The organism is Roseateles aquae, from assembly GCF_032337115.1.
Taxonomy (GTDB): Bacteria; Pseudomonadota; Gammaproteobacteria; order Burkholderiales; family Burkholderiaceae_C; genus Roseateles_C; species Roseateles_C aquae.
Map to the genome: position 1 here is coordinate 1 of NZ_JAVXZY010000023.1, position 5,007 is coordinate 5,007.

The following is a 5,007-nucleotide window of genomic DNA, read 5'->3' on the forward strand; positions in this document are numbered from 1 at the left end:
TGCAGCGTATCGCAACAACGGCGATGGCAATTTCACGGCCATTGACGCGGCAACGACCTGCGATCTGCCGGGCGACTTCAATGGCGACGGGCGTTCCGACTGTCTGTCGATTGCCGCTGACGCGCTGCCGGCGGGCAACAGTCTGAGCATTGCGCAAGGTGGTGGCGCATTTGAGAAGACGGCTAACTTCAACCTTAACGTTACCGGCAGCGAACTGGGCGTTGCCTCGGGCACGGTGCCAACAAGCTTCGGTGCGCTGATTGCCGACTTCAATGGCGACGGACGCAGCGATGTGCTGCGCTGGGCGGCTGATGCCTCAAGCAATACGCTCTATCTGAGCAAGGGTGACGGTAGCTTTCAGCCCTCCAGCACATTCAACTTCACAGGTACGACCCTCAAGGACACGACAGACGGCAAGGCCGACTTCCTGGTGGGGGACTTCACTGGGCACGGCAACGTCGAGATCCTGCGTTTTGTTCTGAACCCCTACGTACCCTCACCAGGCGGGGATCCTTGCAATCCGAACCCTCCGGTAAGCAGCAGCCCAAGCGCAACGGGCTCAGAGCAGCCACTTCGTCCTGTTGATCCCTGCAATATGCAGACGACAAGGCCTAGCGCTAGCCTGACAGGGCTGGCCCTGGTGCAAGGCTCAAGCTACAACGAATTGTTTGTGCGGCAGGACCAACGACCGGCAGACCTGCTGCTGCGGGTCACCTCGCCTACCGGGCTGCAGACCCGGCTGAGCTACACCTCAGTGAGTAATCCAACTCAAGGCCTAGGCGCCGACGGCTCGCTGATCGCCTTCTTCAAGCCTCGTTACACCACGGGACGTGTTGCTGGACAAGTCAACTTCCCCAAAGCGGATGTGGCCTTCCCGATGAATGTCGTGGCCACGGTCGAGGCCGATACGGGCATCGCTGGCGGGGCGCTGCGCACCGAGTACGCCTACAAGGGCCTGCGCGTGGCGACGAACGGCCGTGGCCTGCTTGGCTTCATGCAGGTGAATCAGCAGAATCCCGCGCCTGATGGTAGTCAGCTCAATGTGCTGACCGATTACTTCCAGGATCATCCCTATACCGGCGTCGCTGCCGTCAGCCGGACCTTCAAGGGTCCGCTGGGTTCGACGGCCAACTTGTTGAGTCGCAGCACCAATGGCTACTGTGAGGGCATGGCGAATGCTGCCAGTGTTCAGATCAGCAGCGGAGGTGTGGCGCCCACGCCTTGCGCCAGCAGCGCGCTGGTGCAACGTCCCTACCTGGCCCAGTCGCTGGAAGAGGGCTGGGACGTCAATGGCGAGGCCTTGCCCGTGGTGCGCAAGACCAGCACCTACAACGGTGATGGCGATCCGCTGACGATCACCATCCAGACCAGCGGCAGCAGTGCCGGACAGAGCCAAACCTTCACCAAGCAGGTCAGCAACAGCTACGAGACTGCTGACAGCAGCTGTGCCGCCGACAACAAGAGCTGCAGCTGGATTCTGGGGCGCCTGAAACGTGCCACGGTGAGCAACACTGTGCCCAATCTGTTGCCCAGCCTGACGGCGTCTGCGGGCAGCAATGCCAACGCCACGGCCATTGCCGGCACACTGACGCTGCCCAGCAGCGCCACGGCAGAGCTGACCGCCTCGCTGGCCATCAACAATATTGCGCTGAACACCACGGGTACGGCCAAGGCCACGCTGGCCAACAACGGCACAGCGGCCCTGACGGTCAGCGCCATCAACGCCAGCAGCGTGACCGGAGCGGGCTTTAGCTTCCAGTCGACAGACTGCACGGCGAGCCTGGCGGCCAAGACCAGTTGCTCGATCACGGTCGGCTTTACGCCAACGGTGGCTGGCAGTGCCAGTGGCAAGCTGACGGTTAACACTGCACTGGGCAGCCGTGAGACGGCGCTCAGCGGCAGTTCCGTCAGCGCTTCGACGCTGAGTACAAATGTCGGCCGGGTGATCTTTGCTGACACCGTGGTCAGTCAGACCAGCGATTCAGCGCCATTGACGCTGACCAACGGCGCTACAGCCGTTACCGGGCTGGCCATCACGCCACCGGCAGGCTTCAGCGTGATCAATAGCAACTGCGGCAGCAGCCTGGCGGCTTCGGCCACTTGCAGCTTTGCACTGCGCTTTGCGCCGACGGTGGTACAGGCCTACAGCGGCAACGTGAGCATCAGCGCCAGCGGCGGTGCTTCGGTGACGGTGGCGCTGAATGGCAACGGGGTTAATGCGTCTGCCGCAAGCTTGAGCACTAGCGTCGGTCGAGTAATCTTTGCTGACACGGTCGTCAACCAAAGCAGCGACTCGGCTGCGCTGACGCTGACCAACGGCGCTACAGCCGTTACCGGCCTGAGCATCACGCCACCAGCAGGCTTCAGCCTCATCAACAACACTTGCGGCAGCAGCCTGTCGGCTTCGGCTACTTGCAGCTTCGCACTTCGCTTTGCGCCGACTGCGGTGCAGGCCTACAGCGGCAACGTGAGCATCAGCGCCAGCGGCGGTGCTTCGGCCATCGTGGCGCTCAATGGCAATGGCATCAACGGCACCGGGGCGGTGACGCTGGACCATGTCAGCCCCGCCAGCAGCGGGACCGTGATTCCGGCCTATTCGACGACGACGCTGGCGGTGTATTACAAGAACACCGGCACGGGGCCGGTGACGCTGAACAGCACCAGCACCAACGCTGGCAGCGTGTTCTACAACGCTGATGGCAGCGGCGGAACTTGCGCCCCAGGCCGCAGCTTGGGCGCAGGACAGAAGTGCTTCCTGCTCCAGGGTTGGGGCGGAGGCCCGAGCACGGTCAATGCGACGCTGACCGCCACGTTTGGCAGCACGGTGATCAACACGCCCTTGTCGGCCGTACAGAAGACGCTGGACGTGAGTGCCAGCAATCAGGGCACGTCGACGGCATCGACGCTGGATCAGGTGCTGACCATCGCGAACAGTACGCCTGGCGCGTTCCAGTTCGGTTCGCCGCGGGTCCGCTTCGGCGCCGTCAGCGGCGGTGGCAGCTGGGCGATTCAGGCAGATGCCTGCCCAGCGGTGCTGACGCCAGGCAATAGCTGCGCGATCACCGTCCGCTACACGGCCGGTGCCGCGGGCAATGCGTCGGTGCCGGCATCGGTCTATGGTCAGTTTGAATGGGCTGACCTGTTGGACGGCAACTCGCAGCGCAGTGGCTTGTACCGCGGTATCGCCGATGTACAGACGCTCACCCTGAGCGCCGCGTCGCTGCCGCCGCCGGCATCATTCAGCGTCAGCCCCAACACGCTGAACTTTGCTGATACGCCGACCAACCAGACCCGTGACTCCGCGGCGTTCACGCTGAGCAATGGCGCCGTGGCGCTGAGTGGTTTGACAATCACGCCGCCGAGCGGGTTCAGCGTCATCAGCAGCAACTGTGGTGGCAGCGTTGCAGCCTCGGGCACCTGCACTTTTGCCTTGCGCTTTGCGCCAGCAGCGGTGCAGACCTACGGCGGCAATGTCGCGATCAGTGCCAACGGCGGGGCGGCAACGGCGACGATCAGCGTGACGGGCAAGGGTCTCGGTGTGCCCAAGCTCGATGCGGTCACGGCCAGCCCGTTCTCGGCCGGTACGGCACTGACCCCTTATGCAGCATCGGGCGGGCACGTCAACTTCAAGAACAATGGCACGGCCAACGTGACGATCTCGGCTCCGCCGTCGGTGACGGGTGGCGGTTCGGCCTACACGACGGCGGGCGACAACGGCTGGTGTGGATCAGGAGCGGTGATTGCTCCCGGGGCCAGCTGTGGCGTCTACGTCTACTGGAGTTCGGCGCCGGGTAGCTACAGCGGCGTGCTCAGCGTGCCCAGCAATGGTGGTACGCCGAGCGTGACGGTCGCCGCCGGTTATAGCGGTGCGCTGAGCTTCAGCGGCGCCGACTTTGGCAATGTGCCGGTGAATACGAGCGCGGACCGCACGATCACGGTAACCAATACGGCGGCGTTCACGGCACGCTCGGTCAACGTCAACGCCCTGGCTGCGCCGTTCTCTGTGGTTGGCAATACCTGCGGTGCCACGCTCGGGGCCGGCGCGAGCTGCCAGGTGACGGTGCGCTTCGCGCCGACGGCGGCAAGCGGCGCCAACGTCAGCCTGCGCATCGACGGGATGTACAACCAGGTCTACAACCAGAACTACGAATCGGCGCAGGCAGGCAATGTGATGCCCTATACCGCGGGCTTGTCCGGTAACGGGACGCCAGCGACCGCGCCGCTGACGGTGAGCCTGAGCCCAAGCTCCGTACAACGCGGTGTGCAGGATCTCAAAGAAGGCACGGCCGTTGTCAGCTCTAACGTCAGCGGTGGGCAAGCACCCTACAGCTATTTGTGGACGGTACAGGTCGTTCAACAGGGCAGTGCTCGGGTGATCTCGGGCGCGAACGCATCAACGGCGACGCTGGGTGTGCGCCCGCACTATGTCTGCGACAGCGGCATCGCCGACTTTCTGCTCACCGTGACTGACGCCGTCGGCGTCAAGTCGAGCGCCGTACTGAGCATGCAGGTCGATTCGACGCCGTTCAAGCTGCAGTGCGACAACTTGCAACCCATAGAACCGCAGAGTCCACCCCCAGCGGGAAGCGGCGTGCGGAGTCCGAAGGCGGGCAGCGCTGGTGCGGGGGCGCAGTCATGAATTTGATGTTGCAAAGCCTGACAAGCACTTCTAACGAGCCGGCTCCTGCCTCGACATCACGGCCACCGAGCCGGGAGCCCATCGCCATGGAAAAAGGAAACCTGCTGCTAGGCCAAGTGGTCGCCGCTTTGCGGACCGGCATGATTGCCGTCGCAAGCCTGCTTGTTGTACAGGCACAGGCCCAAGCCCCCAGCAATATTTACAGCTACAGCCGCACGAGCAGCTTCAGCTACTACAGCAGTGGTGCGAACAAGGGGCTGCTGCAGTCGGAGACGGTGGAGCCGGATAACGCGCAGCTGTGCGTGGTGACGAGCTACGACTACGACGCGTACGGGAACAAGAAGCAAGCCACGACGGCGAACTGCGCC

The 5,007-nt window shown here is 63.5% G+C and carries 2 protein-coding genes; both read left to right on the forward strand.

All coding sequences use genetic code 11. From position 1 onward, the window contains the following. Positions 1–4,639: choice-of-anchor D domain-containing protein (locus RQP53_RS24530; RefSeq protein WP_315653362.1), on the forward strand; the 4,639-nt coding region annotated here is incomplete at its 5' end. Positions 4,640–4,725: 86 nt separating this feature from the next. Next, positions 4,726–5,007: hypothetical protein (locus tag RQP53_RS24535; RefSeq protein WP_315653363.1), on the forward strand; the 282-nt coding region annotated here is incomplete at its 3' end.